Annotated in this window: 20 protein-coding genes; 13 read left to right on the plus strand and 7 right to left on the minus strand. The window is 42.2% G+C overall.

The genetic code is table 11. The annotated features are described in order from the left end of the window. Positions 1 to 28 precede the first annotated feature (28 nt). Both EGC82_RS01195 and hemG (EGC82_RS01200) read left to right on the plus strand, forming a co-directional pair. The gene (locus EGC82_RS01195; protein ID WP_124729150.1) at positions 29 to 1,486 is read left to right on the plus strand and encodes a TrkH family potassium uptake protein; all 1,458 of its coding nucleotides are present in this window, start codon (positions 29 to 31) and stop codon (positions 1,484 to 1,486) included. After that, a complete protein-coding gene (gene hemG / locus EGC82_RS01200) occupies positions 1,486 to 2,016 on the plus strand; it encodes a menaquinone-dependent protoporphyrinogen IX dehydrogenase (protein ID WP_124729151.1) in 531 nt (176 codons plus the stop codon). The genes EGC82_RS01195 and hemG (EGC82_RS01200) overlap by 1 nt, the downstream gene beginning before the upstream one ends. Positions 2,017 to 2,115: 99 nt before the next feature. Here the strand turns inward: hemG (EGC82_RS01200) and EGC82_RS01205 are convergent, their stop codons facing one another. After that, positions 2,116 to 2,421 (minus strand): ArsR/SmtB family transcription factor, encoded by a 306-nt coding sequence (locus EGC82_RS01205; RefSeq protein WP_124729152.1) that lies wholly within the window; start codon positions 2,419 to 2,421, stop codon positions 2,116 to 2,118. Between the two features lie 198 nt (positions 2,422 to 2,619). Between EGC82_RS01205 and hemG (EGC82_RS01210) the strand changes: the two genes are divergently transcribed. After that, the gene (gene hemG / locus EGC82_RS01210; protein ID WP_124729153.1) at positions 2,620 to 3,168 is read left to right on the plus strand and encodes a menaquinone-dependent protoporphyrinogen IX dehydrogenase; all 549 of its coding nucleotides are present in this window, start codon (positions 2,620 to 2,622) and stop codon (positions 3,166 to 3,168) included. Between the two features lie 6 nt (positions 3,169 to 3,174). Here hemG (EGC82_RS01210) and EGC82_RS01215 read toward each other — a convergent pair whose 3' ends face one another. From EGC82_RS01215 to def, 5 genes are read right to left on the minus strand one after another with little or no spacing between them, the layout of a single operon-like run. After that, positions 3,175 to 4,617: a TrkH family potassium uptake protein gene (locus tag EGC82_RS01215; RefSeq protein WP_124729154.1), complete on the minus strand. Its 1,443-nt coding sequence runs from the start codon at positions 4,615 to 4,617 to the stop codon at positions 3,175 to 3,177. A 6-nt stretch (positions 4,618 to 4,623) separates the two neighbouring features. Next, entirely contained in the window at positions 4,624 to 6,033 is a 1,410-nt protein-coding gene (trkA, locus tag EGC82_RS01220) for a Trk system potassium transporter TrkA (protein ID WP_124729155.1), read from the minus strand. 16 nt (positions 6,034 to 6,049) lie between these two features. Next, positions 6,050 to 7,333 carry a 16S rRNA (cytosine(967)-C(5))-methyltransferase RsmB gene (gene rsmB / locus EGC82_RS01225; RefSeq protein ID WP_124729156.1) on the minus strand — a complete coding sequence of 428 codons (1,284 nt, stop codon included), beginning with the start codon at positions 7,331 to 7,333 and terminating at the stop codon, positions 6,050 to 6,052. Position 7,334: 1 nt separating this feature from the next. After that, positions 7,335 to 8,291, minus strand: a complete 957-nt coding sequence (gene fmt / locus EGC82_RS01230; RefSeq protein WP_124729157.1) for a methionyl-tRNA formyltransferase — start codon at positions 8,289 to 8,291, stop codon at positions 7,335 to 7,337. A gap of 8 nt (positions 8,292 to 8,299) precedes the next feature. Next, positions 8,300 to 8,812 carry a peptide deformylase gene (gene def, locus EGC82_RS01235; RefSeq protein ID WP_208646918.1) on the minus strand — a complete coding sequence of 171 codons (513 nt, stop codon included), beginning with the start codon at positions 8,810 to 8,812 and terminating at the stop codon, positions 8,300 to 8,302. A 126-nt stretch (positions 8,813 to 8,938) separates the two neighbouring features. On the opposite strand from def, the gene EGC82_RS01240 reads away from it, so the two are divergent. The 6 genes from EGC82_RS01240 (at position 8,939) to hemF (ending at position 13,784) form a co-directional block, all read left to right on the plus strand. After that, positions 8,939 to 10,045: a LysM peptidoglycan-binding domain-containing protein gene (locus tag EGC82_RS01240; protein ID WP_124729159.1), complete on the plus strand. Its 1,107-nt coding sequence runs from the start codon at positions 8,939 to 8,941 to the stop codon at positions 10,043 to 10,045. An 83-nt stretch (positions 10,046 to 10,128) separates the two neighbouring features. Continuing rightward, positions 10,129 to 11,145: a DNA-processing protein DprA gene (gene dprA, locus EGC82_RS01245; protein ID WP_124729160.1), complete on the plus strand. Its 1,017-nt coding sequence runs from the start codon at positions 10,129 to 10,131 to the stop codon at positions 11,143 to 11,145. 2 nt (positions 11,146 to 11,147) lie between these two features. Beyond that, positions 11,148 to 11,621 carry a DUF494 family protein gene (locus EGC82_RS01250; protein ID WP_124729161.1) on the plus strand — a complete coding sequence of 158 codons (474 nt, stop codon included), beginning with the start codon at positions 11,148 to 11,150 and terminating at the stop codon, positions 11,619 to 11,621. Between the two features lie 59 nt (positions 11,622 to 11,680). Next, positions 11,681 to 12,244: a DNA topoisomerase family protein gene (locus EGC82_RS01255; RefSeq protein WP_124729162.1), complete on the plus strand. Its 564-nt coding sequence runs from the start codon at positions 11,681 to 11,683 to the stop codon at positions 12,242 to 12,244. Positions 12,245 to 12,280: 36 nt separating this feature from the next. Then, positions 12,281 to 12,847: an L-threonylcarbamoyladenylate synthase type 1 TsaC gene (tsaC, locus tag EGC82_RS01260; protein WP_124729163.1), complete on the plus strand. Its 567-nt coding sequence runs from the start codon at positions 12,281 to 12,283 to the stop codon at positions 12,845 to 12,847. Positions 12,848 to 12,851: 4 nt separating this feature from the next. Next, on the plus strand, positions 12,852 to 13,784 hold the full coding sequence (gene hemF / locus EGC82_RS01265) for an oxygen-dependent coproporphyrinogen oxidase (RefSeq protein WP_124729164.1): 933 nt from the start codon (positions 12,852 to 12,854) through the stop codon (positions 13,782 to 13,784). Between the two features lie 41 nt (positions 13,785 to 13,825). On the opposite strand, the gene EGC82_RS01270 is transcribed toward hemF, so the two are convergent. After that, positions 13,826 to 14,260 (minus strand): group II truncated hemoglobin, encoded by a 435-nt coding sequence (locus tag EGC82_RS01270; RefSeq protein ID WP_124732528.1) that lies wholly within the window; start codon positions 14,258 to 14,260, stop codon positions 13,826 to 13,828. A 157-nt stretch (positions 14,261 to 14,417) separates the two neighbouring features. Here EGC82_RS01270 and EGC82_RS01275 point away from each other — a divergent pair, with 157 nt between their 5' ends. The 4 genes from EGC82_RS01275 to EGC82_RS01290 all read left to right on the plus strand — a co-directional run bounded on the left by EGC82_RS01275 (position 14,418) and on the right by EGC82_RS01290 (position 18,233). After that, the gene (locus tag EGC82_RS01275) at positions 14,418 to 15,800 is read left to right on the plus strand and encodes an amidohydrolase (protein WP_124729165.1); all 1,383 of its coding nucleotides are present in this window, start codon (positions 14,418 to 14,420) and stop codon (positions 15,798 to 15,800) included. 11 nt (positions 15,801 to 15,811) lie between these two features. Next, positions 15,812 to 17,071, plus strand: a complete 1,260-nt coding sequence (locus EGC82_RS01280; protein ID WP_124729166.1) for an amidohydrolase family protein — start codon at positions 15,812 to 15,814, stop codon at positions 17,069 to 17,071. 68 nt (positions 17,072 to 17,139) lie between these two features. Beyond that, on the plus strand, positions 17,140 to 17,973 hold the full coding sequence (aroE, locus tag EGC82_RS01285) for a shikimate dehydrogenase (RefSeq protein ID WP_124729167.1): 834 nt from the start codon (positions 17,140 to 17,142) through the stop codon (positions 17,971 to 17,973). Then, a complete protein-coding gene (locus EGC82_RS01290; protein ID WP_124729168.1) occupies positions 17,973 to 18,233 on the plus strand; it encodes a DUF1488 family protein in 261 nt (86 codons plus the stop codon). Before aroE ends, EGC82_RS01290 begins: the two co-directional genes overlap by 1 nt. Positions 18,234 to 18,245: the final 12 nt, after the last annotated feature.

The following is an 18,245-nucleotide window of genomic DNA, read 5'->3' on the forward strand; positions in this document are numbered from 1 at the left end:
GACGCGGCACAACTAAACAGAATCCTTAATGCAATATAAAACAATTATTAGAATCACCGGTTTGCTGATGGGATTATTTTCAATCACTATGCTGCCGTCAGCATTAGTGGCTATCTTGTATAAAGATGGTGGTGGTACTGCTTTTATTCAGGCCTTTTTTGTCAGTATTTTTTTAGGTTTTTTATTGTGGTATCCCAACCGTCATCAAAAAGGCGACCTACGAACGCGTGAAGGCTTTTTAATTGTGGTGCTGTTTTGGACGGTACTGGGATCAATAGGTGCATTGCCGTTTATTTTTGCCACAAATCCCGATTTAAGTTGGACCGACAGTTTCTTTGAGTCGTTTTCAGCCCTAACCACCACGGGAGCAACCGTAATTGTTGGGCTAGATGACTTGCCTAAATCAATATTGTTTTATCGCCATTTGCTCCAGTGGATGGGCGGTATGGGTATTATTGTACTTGCTGTGGCCATTTTACCGCTGTTAGGTATTGGTGGTATGCAGTTGTATAAAGCTGAAGTGCCGGGCCCAGTTAAAGACACTAAGGTGACCCCGCGAATAGCAGAAACAGCTAAAGCACTCTGGTATATTTATTTTTTACTGACCACCGCTTGCGCATTGGCATTTTACTTTGCCGGTATGGATGCATTTGATGCAATTTGTCATTCGTTTTCAACTATTGCCATTGGCGGTTTCTCTACCCATGATGCCAGTATCGGTTACTTTCAAAGCCCGTTGATTAACGTAATATGCGCGGTTTTCTTGTTGATTGCAGCAGTGAATTTTAGCTTACATTTTGCCGCATTTACTCGCCGTGGTATTAACGTTAAGGTGTATTTAAAAGACGCCGAATTTAAAGTGCTGATTGCGGTACAATTAGTGTTGACTGCAATTTGTTTTATTACCTTATACCAGTCAGGGATTTACGACACGCCAGAAAAAACCCTTGATTACGCCTTCTTTCAAGTCGTATCGATTTCAACCACAGCAGGTTTTGGCACTGAAAGCTTCCATTCTTGGCCATTGTTTCTACCTATTCTATTAATATTCTCCAGCTTTATTGGTGGCTGTGCTGGTTCTACCGGCGGCGGTATGAAAGTTATCCGCTTAATTTTGTTAGTTTTGCAAGGTTCTCGAGAGCTAAAACGATTGGTTCATCCTAAAGCGCTGTACTCAATTAGAATCGGTTCAACAGCGTTGCCCGATAGAATTATTGATGCGGTATGGGGGTTCTTTTCTGCTTACGCACTGGTGTTTGTAGTGTGCATGGTGATTTTAATGGCCATGGACATGGACGCCATCACCGCATTTAGCGCTACAGCTGCCAGTTTAAATAACTTAGGCCCAGGATTGGGTGATGTAGCATCAAACTATGCCAGTATTTCAGACGGTGCCAAGTGGGTACTCGTAATGGCAATGCTATTTGGTCGATTAGAAGTGTTCACCTTATTGGTGTTATTCACCCCAACATTTTGGAAAAATTAATGTCAAATACGGTTATTTTATATTCAACGGTCGATGGGCAAACGCTGGCTATTTGTCAAAAAGTTAAGCAAATACTAACAGAGCAAGGTGAGCACGTTAGCGTGGTGAATTTAGCGCAAGCTCAGGCTGATGATTTAGTTAATGCCGATAAGGTGGTGATTGGTGCCAGTATTCGCTATGGCAAACACCGACCAGAATTACTCAAATTTGTTGAGCAACACAAGACAATACTCGATAGCAAAATGAATAGCTTTTTTAGCGTGAATGTTGTTGCAAGAAAGCCCGAAAAAAATACTCCAGCAACCAACCCATATATGGTGAAATTTCTTGGTCTAACGACTTGGAAGCCTCAATTATTAGCGGTATTTGCCGGTAAAATTGATTATCCTCGTTATCGATTTGTCGATAAGTTTATGATTCGATTTATCATGTGGATGACCAAAGGGCCGACAGATACTCAGGGGACGTTTGAGTTTACGGATTGGCATAAAGTGGACGAGTTTGCGAGTCAAATAGCTGCGCAAAAATAAGCTCATTACACCGATAGCGTGCCCAATGATACTGTGTTGGAAACGCTATTTACTGACCGGTATTGTTTGAATGTCTTGGTTAATTAAACCGTTACGTATTTAAGCGCAGTAGCGTCGATGCAGAATAGAGATAACTTCGGTAACTTGCTCATTCTTGAGGGTGTAATAAACCACTTGTGAGCTCTTACGTGTGTTGACCAAATCTTGTGCGCGCAGTACCGCTAAATGTTGTGATAAAGCCGATTGGCTCAACGGTACTGTTTCATTTAACTCTGTAACACTTAATTCATTTTCTAGCAGTAAACATAAAATCATTAAGCGGTAAGGATTCGCAATGGCTTTGAGCCATTGTGCTGCCGTTTCTGCATTATTAAGCATTGTTGCAACATCGATATCTTGCTTCATGAGAGTCCTTATATGACGTTTAATGATCAGCTAGTTTTGGGACTGCTGCGTTTATCTATCATCATACTTCTGCATCATCGAGATCTCAATTTTAACTATTAAATATATGAGCTATTTCTAATTTGTGATCATTGCAGAGGTTTAAAAAGGCTTTTTTTGCCAAAATAAGGCAAATTAATCAATAATGAGAATCGCAAAATGGCTAATATTTTAGTGTTGTATTATTCCCGTGGTGGCCACACTGCACATATTAGCCGTGCAATAGCAGAGCAAATTCAATCTAAAGGCGATCATTGTGATGTGATTAATATTAATGATAAAAGCCCAATCGATTGGTCTAAATATCAAGCAGTGGCATTAGGGGCTTGCGTATTATACGGCTCGTATCATAAATCGGTATTTGAGTTTGTTCGTAAAAATCAGCAGCATTTATCGCAACGGCCCAATAGCTTTTTTTGCGTCAATGTGGTGGCACGTAAACCCGAAAAACGTATACCTGAGAACAATAAATACTTACAGAAGTTTTTAACCTTATCGGCTTGGAAACCCCAAGATGTCAAAATTATTGCCGGTAAAGTCGACTATCCATCTTGGCCTTGGTATGACAGTTTAATGATCCGTCTTATTATGAAAATGACCGATGGACCCACTGATCCCAGTGCAATTATCGATTACACCGATTGGGATGATGTGAAGGTATATGCAGATCATATTAGCCATTTAGCATCATCAACTGTCGTTGCTTAGGCAATATTAAAAATGCCAAAATTTAGGGTGAAACAATACTGCAACTGTGAGTATTTCTAAACGCCCTAATAACATGCCAATTGCTAATGCCCATTTAGCCACATCGGGAAGTGGAGCAAAGTTTCCTGCAGGGCCAATAATTGGCCCAAGGCCTGGTCCTACGTTGGTTACTGCCGTAATTGCGCCGGTAAAGCTGGTCATTGGGTCTAAGCCTGTCAACACCAGTGTAATAGAAAGCACTAATATCACGATGACCATCAACATAAAAAAAGCCATGATTGAACGGACAATGTCATCCCGAATACGGTGGCCATTATATTTTTCTTTAAACACCCCATTAGGATGAAATTGTTGTTTAATTTGCTGACGCATAATTGAGAATGCAATTTGAAAACGAAATATTTTTATCCCGCCAGATGTTGAACCAGAACAACTACCAATAAACATTAAAAATAGAAACACTACGCTGGCAAGTGCGCCCCAAGACTGATAATCGGTTAATCCATATCCGGTAGTGGTGATTACCGAAATGACATTAAAACTGGCTAATCTGAGTGCATCTAAAAAATCTATTTGCTGGTGTTGCCATAACCAAAGGGCTAATGATACTGACACTAATACAACAAAGCGTAGAAAGCCTTTTACTTGTTGATCGTTCCACAAGCGTAAACTGCGCTGCTGTATAGTCTGTACAAACATTAATAACGGTAACCCACCTGCCAGCATAAACACGATAGCGACCCAATGCGCCGAGTGTGAAAAGGCCGCCATAGAGCTGTCTGAGGTTGAATAGCCTCCGGTTGATAATGTGGTCATGGCATGATTGATTGCTTCAAACCAATGCATCCCAGCAAGGTGATAGCACCATGTGCATAGCAGTGTTAAGGCAACATAAATAAGAAATAAATGTTTGGCCATATGCTGGGTTCGAGGAATGGTTTTATCGCTCCAGTCAGATGATTCTGTTCTAAATAAACGCATTCCTCCAACATTTAAAAACGGTAAAATTGCCACTGCCATTACAATAAATCCAATACCGCCTAACCATTGTAATAATGAGCGCCACACAAGAATACTGTGATCCATGGTGTCTAAACCCGATAGCACAGTTGAGCCTGTAGTCGTAATGCCTGACATGGTTTCAAAAAAAGCGTCGGTATAATTAATGCCATGATAAAGCGTGAAGGGTAGTGCGGCGAATAAACTGACGACAAACCAGGTGATACTGGTCAGCATAAACATGTCGCGTATATTGAGATTAAACTGATGGTTACGGCCATTTTGAATACACAAAATAGCCACTAAGCCAGTAAATAAACCCGACATCATAAAGTCACCAATGGTTTCCTCGCCATAAAATAGCGCAAAAGCCATTGGAACCAGCATAAATCCTGTCAGTATCGAGAGAAAAATACCAAGGATAAAAATGATTTGTTTGATGTTAAGCATGGGAACTTAAAAGAAAAATGCGCTAGGTTGAAATAGCTTCTCTACGTCACCAATAAATTTCTTATTCACTAAGAATAAAATCACGTGGTCACCTTGTTCGATTACCGTTTTATCGTGGCCCATTAATACTTCATCATTACGAACAATTGCGCCAATGGTAGTACCTGGTGGCAGCTTGATGTTGCCAATTTGTTTGCCGACCACTTTTGATGTACTGGAGTCACCATGAGCGATGGCTTCAATGGCTTCTGCAGCGCCGCGCCGTAATGAATAAACATTACAGATATCACCTTGGCGGATATGGGTTAATAGCGCTGAGATAGTGGCTTGTTGAGGTGATATGGCAATATCAATATTGGCTTCTTGCACTATGTCAACATAGGCTTCGCGTTGAATAAGTACCATAACCTTTTTCGCCCCCATGCGTTTAGCAAGTAGGGCAGACATAATATTGGCTTCGTCGTCATTGGTGACGGCAATAAATACGTCAGTTTGATCGATATTTTCTTCTAGCAATAATTCTTGGTCTGAAGCATCACCACAAAAAACAGTAGTTTTTTCGAGCTTTTCCGATAATAACTCCGCGCGCTCTTGACGATGTTCAATCAATTTAACCGAGTGGGTACGTTGCAGCTTTTGAGCAAGACCGAAACCAATGTTACCACCGCCCGCAATCATAATATTACGATACGAATTATCCAGTTTTTGCATCTCACTCATCACTGCGCGAATATGACGGCTATCAGCAACGAAGAACACTTCATCATCTGCTTCAATAATCGTGGTGCCGCGCGGCATGATAGGGCGGCCTTGCCTAAAAATAGCGGCAACGCGGGTATCAATATTGGGCATGTGTTCACGTAATGTGGCTAATGCGTTACCCACTAATGGGCCGCCGTAATAAGCTTTAACCGCAACAAGACTTAGCTTACCTTTAGCAAATTCAAGCACTTGTAGTGCGCCTGGGTATTCTACTAATCTTTGTATGTAAGCGGTCACTAACTGCTCAGGTGCAATCAGTTCATCAATAATAAAACCACCACGAGGTTTAGCATCCCCGCTTTTAATTTCGCTATTAATAAATAGTTTATCTTGCAGTTCTAAATAGGCTTCTGAGCGAATACGAGCAATTTTTGTCGGGGTACCAAATAGGCTGTAAGCAATTTGGCAGGCAGCCATATTACATTCATCACTGTTAGTCACTGCAATGAGCATGTCAGCGTCTTCTGCACCCGCTTCTTTTAATACACTAGGATGGGCGCCATGACCGACAACAACACGTAAATCAAATTTGTCTTGTAATAACCTTAATCGAGCTCGGTCATTATCGACAAGTGTGATGTCGTTATTTTCACCGACCAAGTTTTCAGCTAATGTGCCGCCAACTTGTCCTGCGCCTAAAATAATAATTTTCATGGCTTGAGGTACATCCTTAAATTGCTTTAACTAGGCGCGCGTAATAAAAGCCGTCCATATTGTCTTGTCCTGGCAAAATTTGCCAGCCGATATCATCGAGCTGAGTTTGCTGCTCTATCGGTACTAAACTCGCATCGGCGGTACGTGCTAAGAATTGTTCAATTTGTTGGCTGTTTTCCTGCGGTAAAATAGAGCAGGTTGCATATAATAAAGTGCCACCTGGTTTAAGCCATTGCCAGCAATGATCTAATATTTGTTTTTGTAAGCTAGCTAACTCTTCAATGTCGCTATTTTTTCGTAACCATTTTATGTCAGGATGACGGCGAATAACTCCTGTTGCTGAGCAAGGTGCATCAAGTAATATTCGATCAAATTGCTGTCCTTGCCACCACGATGGAATATCAGCGGCATCACCGTGGATAAGTTGCGCCTTTAAATGCAGCCTGTCCAGATTTTGTTGTACTCGGGCAAGGCGTTTTTGATCAAAGTCGACGGCGACTAAATTAATATCGGGAGCAAGCTCTAGTAAATGGCAACTTTTGCCACCTGGTGCAGCACAGGCATCAAGAATTAACTCTTCTGCCATTGGTGCTAATAGAGTTGCAGCCCATTGTGCGGCGCCATCTTGTACCGATACAGCGCCTTCCATAAAATCGGGTAACGCAGCGACATCTTTTGCGCCGTCGAGCAATATCGCATCTTGGCTTGGGCCTGCTTGGGCTGGAATATCGTATTGGACTAATGCTGCTAAATAACTATCACGTGTTTGTGATTGCTGATTATTACGGAGCCACATTGGTGGACGCTGGTGGCTTTGCTCAATAATCGCTTGCCAGTTGTCTGGATAAGCGTGCTGCAAGCGTTTAATAAACCAGGCTGGAGTATTAAAGCGCAGCGTGTCTGAATCAGTATTTAATTCGGCGTCCTGGCGCTGAATATTACGCAATACGCCATTGACCACTTTCACCAAGCCATCAAAACGTAACTGTCTGCAGGCTTCTGCTGTTTCTGAAATCGCCGCATGTGCAGGGATACGGGTAAAGTAAAGTTGGTAACAACCTACTATCAGCAGTTGATGCAATATACGCTGTTTACCTTTAAACGGTTTCGCTAAGCAGTCACTTACACACTTGTCTAGTTGCGGTAATTGACGCATAACGCCATAACATAATTCAGCTAATAAGGCTTTGTCTTTGCCATTTTGTAAGTGTTGCTGTTGATCGGGTAGAGCCACCGATAACGAAATGCCTTTTTCAAGTACTTCATAAATCGCTTTAGCTGCTAGTGCGCGCACATTCATGCTAGTTAGCCTCTTGGTTTAAACATACACCAGCGGTAAACCAATCACCACGAGCATTGAGAATGTCAGCCACATCAAGCGGCTTTTTGTTGGGCAGTTGCATGGTGTTAATAATTAACTTGCCATCGCCTGTGGCAACTTCAATTCCTTGCTTCGTCGCCGCAAGAATCGTACCTGGTGATTCCGGGCTCTTGTCATCAGAATAATCCGCCTGCCAAACTTTGATGGTACTGTTCTCGTGTTCAAAGTAGCTGACTGGCCAAGGGTTAAATGCACGAATTTCTTGCCATAGTTGCTTAGCGCTCTTATGCCAATCAAGACGTGCTTCTTCTTTAGACAGCTTTTGTGCGTAACTCGCGAGGGTTTCATCCTGCTTTTCAGGGCTTAGGCTACCTTTGCTCAACCCTTGGAGCGCTTGTATTAATGCACAAGGCCCTTGAGCTGCTAGCTTTTCATAAAGGCTGGCAGAGGTATCAGTATCTTCGATAGGTAAGTACGTTTTAAGCAGCATATCGCCGGTGTCTAGACCAATATCCATTTGCATAATGGTGACACCGGTTTGTGTGTCGCCAGCCCACAATGCTCGTTGAATTGGCGCTGCGCCGCGCCAACGAGGTAAAATTGAACCGTGTACATTGATACAGCCTAAACGCGGAGTATCAAGCACTACCTTTGGCAAAATCAACCCGTAAGCCACAACAATCATAATATCTGCATTAAGAGCTGCCAATTCCGCTTGTGCCTCTTCATTTCGTAAAGATGCAGGTTGGAATACCGCAATAGCATGCTCTAAAGCCAAGGCTTTAACTGGACTGGCGGTGAGCTTCTTTCCTCGCCCTGCTGGTCGATCGGGTTGAGTATAAGTCGCAATCACCTCATGTTCAGAGTCAATGAGTGCTTGTAAATGTCGGGCAGCGAAATCCGGAGTACCGGCAAAGATAATTTTTAACGGTTTCAAATTTTTTCCTATGCTTCTTTAGCATCTAAACGTGCTTCTTTTTCAAGCTTAGTTTTAATGCGTTGGCGTTTTAATGGCGATAGATAATCGACAAATAACTTACCTTTTAGGTGATCCATTTCGTGTTGAATACAAATGGCAAAAAGCTCATCTGCTTCAACGGTAAATTCCTTACCGTGACGATCTAGGGCTGTTAAGGTGACAAATTCAGCACGGTCAACTTTGGCATAAATTCCCGGTACCGATAAGCAACCTTCTTCGTTGGCAAAGTCACCACTGCTAGCAACAATTTGTGGATTAATAAAAATAGTTGGTCGTTCAACTTCATCTTGTAAATCCATAACGATGAGCTGTTGATGAAAATCAACTTGTGTTGCAGCAAGACCAATACCTTTTTCTAAGTACATTGTTTCGAGCATGTTATCTATTTGTGTTTGTAGTTCTGGACCAAAATCCGTTACAGGCTGAGCGATAGTGCGTAAACGTTCATCTGGAAATCGTAAAACATTAAGTAATGGCATATATAAACTCTTAACAAGTCTGTCAAATTTCAGCCAGTTAGCTATACTGGCTGTTGCGATTAGGGTGATTTTAATCCTTACCGCCTATCAATAACAGTAAAAAGCTCTAATAAAGAGCTAAACAACATGGACCGCACCATGAAACGCTTACTTTTACTTGCTTTTTTATCATTAAATTTTTTTGGGGTTAATGCTGATACGTTAACTCTAAAGGCAGGACATCCTGACTCGTATGTCGTTAAAAAAGGCGATACGTTGTGGGATATTTCAGGTTATTTTTTAAATGATCCTTGGCGTTGGCCTAAGTTGTGGGGGGTTAACCCACAAATAGCTAATCCACATCTTATTTACCCTGGTGACAGATTGACATTGGTATTTATCGATGGTCAGCCACGTTTAATGGTTAAGCAGCACATCAAAAAAAGTCCTGAAGGACGCATAGCATCTAAAGACGGTCCGATTCCAGCGGTTGATCTTGCGTTAATTAAACCCTATTTAGTACAGAATAGAGTGGTTGATCCGGCATGGTTATTAGGATTACCGATTGTGATGAGTGGTGAGAGTCCATCAATTCATCATGTAGTGAATGATGTTGTCTATGTTAATGCGCAGCTTGAGCAAGGCCTTAAAGTGGCTATTTATCAAACTGGACGTGAGTTTTTTGCTCCTGATAGCGGTGATTTATTAGGCCAAGAGATTATTTTGACCTCAAGCGGACGAGTTATAGAGTCCGGCGTCGTATCAAAAGTTGAATTATTAAGTAGTTTACGCGAAACCAAAGGTGGCTATCATGTTGCACCTGTAGAAGATGAAGCGTTAATGTCAGCGTATTTTATCCCTAAAGCAGCAGACTTAAGTGTTGCTACTTCTATTGTCGGTACCACAGGTAATATTCGTGAAGCCGGTAAGCTAGATGTCGTCTATCTTGATCGTGGTGCCAATGATGGTGTTGAAACTGGGCATGTCTTTTCAATGTTCCGCGATGGTGAAAATATTATCATTGATAACGATGGTAATCCTGTTCGCCCTCTAGACCGTTCATCTTACGATAAATTGTTGGCTAATTTTTCCGAGGATACCGTGTATGAAATGCCTGATGTTTTTCATGGTAATGTGATGGTTTTTAAAGTATTTGATAGAACTAGTTTAGGTTTGATTATGTTTAATGATCGCCCGGTACGAGTGGGTGATAAATTGATTAAACCCGATCCCTTGACCATAAAAGGTGAATAATTTCAGATAAACTGGTCGACTGGCTAGTTGTTTGTGCAGTATCTGGGCTAGGACCTGCTCGGATTCAACAATTACTAACTCAAATGGACGTTGAAGAAATTCGTCAACGTTTAGAGTTTGAACCGCAGGCCTTGCCGCTATCGGCAAGCCTGTTGGCTAAATGTCATATTGATTTTAATAAAGTCGAGCAAGCTTTAGCTTGGCTTGATTCACAGCCTAATCACTATATCGTGACCCTCTCTGATCCACTTTACCCACCATTACTTGCGCAAATTAGCGATCCGCCACAGGTGTTATTTGTCAAAGGATCAATAGAATCTCTGGTGTTACCTAGTATCGCTATTGTCGGTAGTCGTAATGCTTCTAGAGGCGGGCTAGATATGACGGCTGATCTAGCCCGTCATCTAGCAAATCAAGGTTTCGCCATTACCAGTGGTATGGCAACCGGTATTGATGGCGCAGCCCATAAAGCGACGTTGGCAGTAAATGGGACGACGATTGCGGTGCTCGGCTGCGGAGTTGAGTGTATTTATCCTAAGCGACATCAAAATTTGTATCATGACATTATCAATACTGGTTGCGTAATCAGTGAGTATTGGCCAGAAATAGGCCCCTTTGCAGGTAACTTTCCTCGACGTAATCGTATTGTCAGCGGCCTAAGCTTAGGTACTGTTGTCGTGGAGGCAAGTCGTAAAAGTGGTTCGTTAATTAGTGCTCGGCTGGCAATGGAGCAAAATCGTGAAGTGTTTGCGGTGCCAGGATCTGTATTAGGAGGGTATAGCCAAGGTTGTCATGATCTAATTAAAAATGGTGCAAAACTTGTCGAGTCTGCTGCCGATATAATAGAAGAATTAGGGTGTTTATCGGATTATCACCTTGAACAATTGCATCTACGGTACCATATACAGGATAATGGCATTACTGATTTGCCATTTCCTCCGCTGTTAGCTAGTGTAGGGTACGAAACGACCTCTCTAGACGCCGTGGTTGAGGACAGTGGGAAATCAATAGATCTGGTGTTAATACAAATGCTTGAACTTGAGTTACAAGGGTGGGTTGCAGCTGTGCCCGGTGGTTACGTCAGACTAAAGAGGAGTTAGCCATGTTCGATATCCTCATGTATTTATTTGAAAATTATGTTCATAGTGAAATTGAATTATTAGTTGATGAAGATGAGCTGACTAAAGAGTTAACTCGTGCTGGTTTTCATCAAGTTGATATTATAAAAGCACTTTCTTGGTTAGAGCACCTTGCTGATCTACAAGAAAGCGATAAACCTTACTTGTGTAATCATGCTCAACATTCATTTCGTATTTATACCAAAGCGGAAATGTCCAAGTTAGATGTTGAGTGTCGTGGTTTTTTACTGTTTTTGGAGCAAATCCAAGTACTCAGTGTCGAAACTCGTGAAATGGTCATTGATCGGGTTATGGAGTTAGATGAGCCAACGTTAGGATTAGAAGATCTAAAATGGGTAGTCTTAATGGTACTATTTAATGTGCCCGGAAATGAGTCGGCCTATGAGCAGATGGAGGATTTAATCTTCGAGCAGCCAGAGGGGCGATTACACTCATAACATAAAGGAGGCTTAGCCTCCTTTTTTAGATCTACATAACATCATTCATTGAGAGCACCATGTCGAAAATTGATCCGCAGTTGTTTACTGTCCACGAGCATGCACTGGAGAAAGAGTTTGAACTTTGTCCTGTTTGTGGTTCGGAGCTGTCGGTTAAACACAGTAAACATGGCAGCTTTGTTGGCTGTAATAATTATCCAACGTGTGACTATACTCGTCCACTAGTGCAACATGAGTCGATCGAAACTCAAGTTATCAGTGGTTCTCAATGTCCGCAGTGTGGTCATGAATTAGCGGTGAAGTCTGGTCGATTTGGTATTTTTATTGGCTGTACTCACTATCCTGAATGTACTCACATTGAAAAACACGACCATACTAATCAAACTGAACAGATTGTTTGCCCTCTGTGTGCTAAAGGCCACCTTGAATCGCGTACCAGTCGTTATGGGAAGACTTTTTTTGCATGTAGTGCCTATCCAAAATGCAAGTTTATCGTAAACTATCCTCCCTATAATGAAGCTTGTCCTGATTGTGGCTTCGGCATTTTAGTCGAACGCAAAGGTGCTGCGGGCAGTAGAGTAGAGTGTCCGCAAAAATCCTGTAAATATAAGCGAGCTTTGTAGTTTTCGTTTACACCACTAACTATTCAAGGAAATTCCATGTTGCAGTTGCAACCATCTGCTGTCGCCGCCGTGATAAACCAAGGCGGCGTGATTGCTTATCCTACCGAAGCGGTGTTCGGTTTAGGATGCGATCCTGACAACGACAGTGCTATTGAAAAATTGTTAGCGGTTAAACAGCGCCCCTGGCAGAAAGGGTTAATTTTAGTGGCAAGTTCGTTTGAGCAACTGTTACCTTACCTTGATATTACTCTGCTAACTGAACAGCAGTTGCAGTTTGCACAATCAAAGTGGCCAGGCCCCTTTACTTTTGTTATGCCAATAAAGTCACATGTATCTAAATTACTCTGCGGTGAGTTTGACTCAATAGCCGTGCGCGTATCAGCTCACCCAGTGGTGCGAGAGTTATGTAACACCCTCAATAAACCTCTAGTATCGACAAGCGCCAATTTAGCCGGTGAGCAACCGGTGGTCGATGCACAACATATCATCACTGATTTTAGCGATAAAATTGATGCATTGATTTTAGGTCAGCTGGGCGAACAGCGTCAGCCATCAACCATTATCGATGCTCGCAGTGGTCAAATTCTTCGCAGTGGAAGCTAATATTATGACAAACAAGCATTCTCAAGCGCCAGACGTACAACAAGTAAAATCATTCCTGTTAGCATTACAGCAAAATATTTGTCAGCGTTTAGAGCTACTCGATGGCAAAGCCAGTTTTAAAGCGGATTCATGGCAGCGTGAAGAAGGTGGTGGTGGCACTAGCCGGGTATTAACCCAAGGTAAAGTATTTGAGCAAGCTGGGGTTAACTTTTCGCATGTAATGGGTGCCGCAATGCCGGCATCGGCTACCGCGCATCGTCCTGAATTGGCTGGACGTAGCTTTGAAGCTATGGGGGTGTCTTTAGTAATCCATCCTAACAATCCTTATATCCCAACCACACACGCTAACGTACGGTTTTTTATTGCCAGTAAAGCAGGGGCTGATCCGGTGTGGTGGTTTGGTGGCGGGTTTGATTTAACACCTTATTATCCATTTAAAAAGGATGTCATTAGTTGGCATCAAATGGCTAACGATATCTGCCAGCCATTTGGTGAAGATGTTTATCCTAAATACAAAAAATGGTGTGATGATTACTTCTTCTTGCCACATCGAAATGAAACACGAGGTGTTGGCGGATTGTTTTTTGATGATTTAAACGAGCCTGGTTTTGAACGTAGCTTTGAATTTATGCAAGCAGTAGGCAATGGCTTTATTGAAGCTTATGCACCGATTGTTGAGCGAAATAAGACTTTAGAATACAGTGATGATGAGCGTCAGTTCCAACTTTATCGTCGTGGTCGCTATGTTGAGTTTAACTTAGTTTATGATCGCGGCACCTTGTTTGGTTTACAAACAGGTGGCCGTACTGAATCGATTTTAATGTCGATGCCGCCGCTGGTGCGCTGGGAATATGCATTTACCCCAGAAGAAGATAGCCCTGAAGCTGAATTATACGACATCTACTTAAAGCCACAAGATTGGTTAGGCCAAACGTAATATCAATCGAATATTTGATCTTTACATGCTGCGTTAATTGATCATTGGTTGCGCATGTTGTCCGCTAGAGTCGAAATAGCCTGAATAATCACTTGTTGATGTTCAGGCTTTTTTATTGCGTTGTTAATCGCTGCGCGCATGCAAATTAACCACTGATCGCGCATAGACTCATCAATCGCGAAGGGCGTGTGTCTTGCGCGTAATGCAGGGTTACCATGTTTTTGCTGATATAGCGGTGGCCCACCTAACCAGCCACTTAAAAACTCATACAGTTTTTGTTCTGAATCTGCAATTGGTGAACGATGTATTGCTAATAATGCTTGGGTTTCGGGGCGCGTTTGCATTTGTTGGTAGAAGTCGTGGGCAATCGCGCGGATAACGTTATCGCCACCAATAATATCGTAGGCATTTGACTGTGTTGGATCTCTGCCATCGTCGACTTGAGGCTTAGTGAATAATTTACGTAACCAGTTCATATTATCTGTCATTAAGAATATCGTGGTTATTATATCGAAATCATTAGCATCAATGAATTATTTTATTGTTAACGTTTTGATACCAATTATTTAACGATTACGCTGTATTAAAGCCGTTAACTTGGTTAGATTGGGCGCAAATAAAAAGGAGAGCCAAATGGCAAAACTAATCCCTTCATTAGTTGCTGTGGCGTTATCAACTGCCATTGCAGGTTGTAGCCCAGCAGAACAACAAGACCCGAAAGTTACCATCAATACTAATCCGTATCCTAGTACTTATCATGTGCTACCTAACTCAACTACGTTGCTTAAAAATGCCATTGTATTAACTGGTACCGGTCAACGTATTGATGGTGCCGATGTGTTAATTAAAGACGGTAAAATTAGTGCTGTTGGACCACAACTGTCTGACGAAGGTGCGGTGGTAATTGATGTCAAAGGCAAGTGGATTACCCCTGGTATTATTGATGTGCATTCACATTTAGGTGTTTACCCAAGCCCGAATGCTGAGTCACATAATGACGGTAACGAAATGACTAACCCCGTGACCGCAGAGGTGTGGGCTGAGCATAGTGTATGGCCGCAAGATCCTGGCTTTAATCGTGCTCGTGAAGGTGGTGTCACTACGCTACAAATCTTACCTGGTTCTGCCAACCTCATTGGCGGTCGTGGGGTAACGTTAAAGAATGTTCCAGCGACAACAATGCAAGCGATGAAATTTCCTAATGCGCCTTATGGTTTAAAAATGGCCTGTGGTGAAAATCCAAAATCACTCTATGGCAGTCGCAACGAATTACCCATGACTCGTATGGGAAATATGGCAGGCTACCGTACGGCATTTATTCAAGCCACAGAATACAAGCGTGCTTGGGATAAGTACGATGCTGATTACGCCGCAGGGAAAAATCCTCTTGTACCTGAACGAGACCTAATGAAAGACACCTTAAAGGGCGTGCTTGAAGGTGATATTTTAATACACAATCATTGCTATAAAGCCGAAGAAATGGCGATGATGATCGACTTAGGCAAGGAGTTTGGTTATCACGCTGGGACATTCCATCATGCCGTAGAAGCTTACAAAATTGCCGACTTGTTAGCCGAAAATGGTAACTGTGCCGCGATGTGGCCAGATTGGTGGGGCTTTAAGTTAGAAGCTTACGACATGGTACTCGAAAATGTCGCGATAGTTGATGCAGTTAAAAACGCTTGTGCAATTGTACACTCAGATTCAGGTGTAACAATTCAACGCCTAAATCAAGAAACGGCCAAAATAATGCATAATGCTAATGAAAACGGATTTGATTTGAAAGAAGAACACGTGATTGGTTGGCTTACCGCTAACGCGGCTAAATCATTGGGAATTAGTGATAAAACTGGTTCACTTGAAAAGGGTAAAAATGCTGATGTAGTGGTGTGGAATACCAATCCGTTTAGTGTTTACGCCCAAGCGGAACAGGTATTTATTGATGGGGCTAAAGTATATGACCGCCAAGACCCAACCTATCAGGCAAAAAGTGACTTTATGTTAGGTCAGCAATAAGGAGCAAGACAATGACACTATTTAACAAATCTGCGCTTGCTTTGAGTTTATCTATCAGTCTTGCATTCAGTTGTGGCGCAGCTCAAGCCGAAAGTGTAGCTATTATTCATGCAACTGTGCATACCGTGACCGATCAAGGCGTATTAAAAGATGCTACGGTAGTGATTGAAGACGGAAAAATTGTCGCAATTAATCCCACATCAACTACCGCGGATACGATTATCGATGCCAAGGGCGCAATCTTAACCCCAGGTTTAATTGCTAGTATGAATGACCTGGGGCTTGTAGAGATTGGTGCCGTAGGATCCTCGCTTGATACTTACGAAAAAAAAGCTGATATTATTTTTGACCCTAGTCTAGCCTATAACCCTAAAGTAACGACGGTAGCATTTGCACGAAAAGGTGGTATTACACGTAATGTAGTGTCATCTGGAGGTGGTGATGATATTTTTTCTGGGCAGATATTTACGGTTAACTTAAGTGGTAATTGGAACAGTATATTGGCCGCTAACACCGGATTAGTTGTTAGTTTGGGCGCGACAGAAGAAGGCTCGCGGGCTTCGGGTATGCAGCAATTAATCCATAAGCTCGAAGATGCTAAAAAAGCTCAAGCTAAAAAGAGTAAAGCTAAAGCGTCTACTAAAGAAGATGACGTAGAGCTTACTCGCGAAGATGATATTATTAATGCGGTATTGGCAGGCGAGAAACCATTAATTGTCGAGGTCGATCGGGCCAGCGATATATTGCATTTGATCAAGCTAAAGCAAAATTTAGATCTTGAGCTTATTTTAGTTAATGCCGCTGATGCAGTGCTCATTGCCGATAAGTTAGCTCAAGCCAATATTCCGGTGGTGATTGACAGTATGCGTAACTTGCCAGAAAATTTTGATTCGCTGCATAATTCACTCGAGAATGCAGGTAAGCTAGTCAAAGCAGGTGTCAAAGTGGCGATTGCTCTACCGGGTGATAGCCATGGTATTTATGCCTTACGTTTTAGTGCCGGAAATGCGGTCGCTAATGGCATGAGTTATGATGATGCGTTGGCTGCTGTGACTGCAAATGTGGCTGATATTTTTCATTTAGAAACTGGACGCATTGCCGTTGGCAAACCGGCAGATTTAGTTTTGTGGAGCGGCGACCCATTCGAATTCAGTAGTAAAGTGCAAAAAATGTGGATAGCAGGAGAAGAGCAAAGTACTGACAGCCGCCAAGACAAGCTACGTGATCGCTATTTGCAAAAAACGGCAATGCCTGAGGCATACAGCCGATAACATCTTACGTTATAAGTGGGATGTTTCCATCGTAGACAAATAATGCCGTTAACGAAGAGATGATACATATGACCGATAAGTATGCAGTATTTGGTAACCCTATAGCCCAAAGTAAGTCACCATTTATACATGCTGAGTTTGCTAAGCAAACTCAGCAAGACTTAAGCTATGAAGCTATTCTGGCACCGGTTGATAAATTTGACTCTTATTTAACGACTTTCTTTGCCGATGGTGGTCAAGGCGCTAATGTTACCGCTCCTTTTAAAGAACAAGCATTTGCCATGTGTGACGAACTCAGTGATATGGCGAAACAGGCTGGCGCAGTCAACACCTTGTTTAATTTGCCTAATGGCAAAATTGGTGGTGATAATACCGACGGTATTGGTTTGGTGAATGACCTCGAAATGTTGTTTGGTTCATTAAAAGGTAAGCGAGTGTTATTGGTCGGTGCTGGTGGTGCGGCACGAGGCTGTATCTTACCTATTTTAGAACATAATGTGGCTCAATTAGTTATCTGTAATCGCACACATGAGAAAGCAGAGCAACTTCAAAAATTATTTAATGAATATGGCAATTTTTTTGCTAAGCCGATTGAAGATTTAATCTCGCCATTTGATTTAGTGATTAACTCAACGTCAGCGGGTTTATCTGGACAGTTAATTGCTCTACCTAGCGTTATCGTAGATGAAACCACAGATTGTTACGACATGACTTATAGCCAGCAAACCACAGTATTTAACCAATGGGCTCAAAATCAGCATGCGCGCAAAACCGCTGATGGTTTAGGGATGTTAGTGGGCCAAGCTGCAAAAAGTTTTAGTTTATGGCGAGGTGTGACTCCTGATACCGCTTCTGTCATACGGCAATTGCGTGGGTTAATGACCCAAAAGGTAGCCGATTAATGAATCAAAGTGTGATTTTTTCCGATCAGCTCTTTATCGAAACCAATAAGGTAAGATTTATTGCGCAGCAGCAGGGCATGAACATTAACTGTTTTGCCAGCTTTGTTATTATTAGTGAGCTTTGTGATAATCAACTCGTGAGCAAACATAATGCCGGCAGTTTGTTTGAGCAATGTCGCTTTGATCTAGAAGACAGAGCTGAAAGCCTTATTGAGCAAGAGGCTTTTAGCGACAGCGGTGAGATTATAGTGACTGCCTGATAGGTTTAATGA

The sequence above is a fragment of the Shewanella livingstonensis genome, assembly GCF_003855395.1.
In the GTDB taxonomy this organism is placed as follows: domain Bacteria; phylum Pseudomonadota; class Gammaproteobacteria; order Enterobacterales; family Shewanellaceae; genus Shewanella; species Shewanella livingstonensis.